Genomic DNA, 1,605 nt, shown 5'->3' with positions numbered 1-1,605 from the left:
TGACCCACCGCCCGTGGCAGTTCCACTACCGCCCGTGGGAGCTGAAGAAGACCGACTCCATCGATGTGATGGACGCCGTCGGCTCGAACATCCGCGTCGACGCGCGGGGACCCGAGGTGATGCGCGTGCTGCCCCGGACCAATGACGCGGTGAACGAGGAGTGGCTGTCGGACGTCAGCCGCTATGCCGTGGACGGCCTGCAGCGCCAGCGCCTGGACCGTCCCTATGTGCGCGACAACGGCAAGCTGCGCGCCGCCTCGTGGGAAGAGGCGCTGGAGGTCGTGGCCGCGAAGCTGAAGGCGGCGAAGCCGGAGAAGATCGGCGTGATCGCCGGCGACCTGCAGGACGCGGAATCGATGAAGGCGGCGCTGGACCTGTTCCGCGCCCTCGGCTCGCCGAACACCGACTGCCGCCAGGACGGGGCCGCCCTGGGCCATGGTCCGCGCGAGGGCTGGCTGTTCAACACCGGCCTGCAAGGCATCGAGAAGGCGGATGCGATCCTGATCGTCGGGGCCAATCCGCGCACCGAGGCGCCGCTGCTGAACGCCCGCCTGCGCAAGGCCTGGCTGACCGGCAAGACCACCATCGGCCTGATCGGCGAGCAGGCGGCCCTGACCGTCGAGTACAGCTGGCTGGGGGCCGGTTCGAAGACGCTGGCCAAGCTGCCCAAGGCGGCGATGGAATTCCTGTCGAAGGCCGAGCGGCCGGCGATCATTGTCGGGGCAGGGGCCCTGGTCGGCGAGACCGGCCCGGCGACGCTGAGCGCGCTGGGCGCGCTGGCGAAGAAGGTCGGCGTGGTCAAGGACGGCTGGAACGGCTTCAACGTGCTGCACACCGCGGCGGCGCGGGTCGGCGGCCTCGACATGGGCTTCACGCCCGGCGAGGGCGGCCTGTCGGCCGTCGACATGGTGAAGAAGGGCGCGCTGGACGTGCTGTTCCTGCTGGGCGCCGACGAGATCGACGCCTCGGCGAGCAAGGCCTTCAAGATCTACCTGGGCAGCCACGGCGACCGGGGCGCGCACGGCGCCGACGTCATCCTGCCGGGCGCCGCCTACACCGAGAAGCCGGGCATCTACGTCAACACCGAGGGCCGGGTGCAGATGGCCGAACGCGCCGTCTTCCCGAAGGGACAGGCCAAGGAGGACTGGGCCATCCTGCGCGCCCTGTCGGCCCTGGTCGGCCAGACGCTGCCGTATGACAGGATCGACCAGCTGCGCGCGAAGCTGATGGCGGACCACCCGACTTTCGGCCGCATCGACTACCTGCCGGCGCCGGCGCCGTTCGACGTGGCCTCGCTTGGCAAGAAGGGCGAGCTGGGGGACGTCGCCTTCCACTCGACCGTTCGCGACCCCTACCTCAACAACCCGATCGCGCGCGCCAGCGTGACCATGGCCGAGCTGTCCGCCCTGCGGACCGCCCCGGCCGCCATGGCGGCGGAGTAAGGCCTGATGGACTTCTGGAGCACCCCTCTCGGCTGGACCCTGATGACCGCGGGCGGCATCCTGCTGGTCACCGTCGGCATCCTGATCTCGCTGGCCTTCCTGCTGCTGGCCGACCGGAAGATCTGGGCCGGCGTGCAGATGCGGAAAGGCCCCAACGTGGTCG

At 70.3% G+C, this 1,605-nt stretch carries 1 protein-coding gene and 1 pseudogene; both read left to right on the top strand.

Going from position 1 to position 1,605, the window contains the following annotated elements; translation table 11 throughout:
* Positions 1-1,442, top strand: a 1,442-nt coding sequence (locus RIF93_RS20650) for a molybdopterin-dependent oxidoreductase (protein ID WP_309093316.1), incomplete at its 5' end; no start/stop codon positions are given.
* Positions 1,443-1,448: 6 nt separating this feature from the next.
* A pseudogene (locus RIF93_RS20645) lies at positions 1,449-1,605 on the top strand (NADH-quinone oxidoreductase subunit H); the annotation flags it as partial.

It is taken from the genome of Phenylobacterium sp. (assembly GCF_031181185.1).
GTDB lineage: Bacteria > Pseudomonadota > Alphaproteobacteria > Caulobacterales > Caulobacteraceae > Phenylobacterium.
The sequence above is the reverse complement of the archived record's forward strand: the minus strand, read 5'-3'. Positions and strand labels throughout refer to the sequence as shown.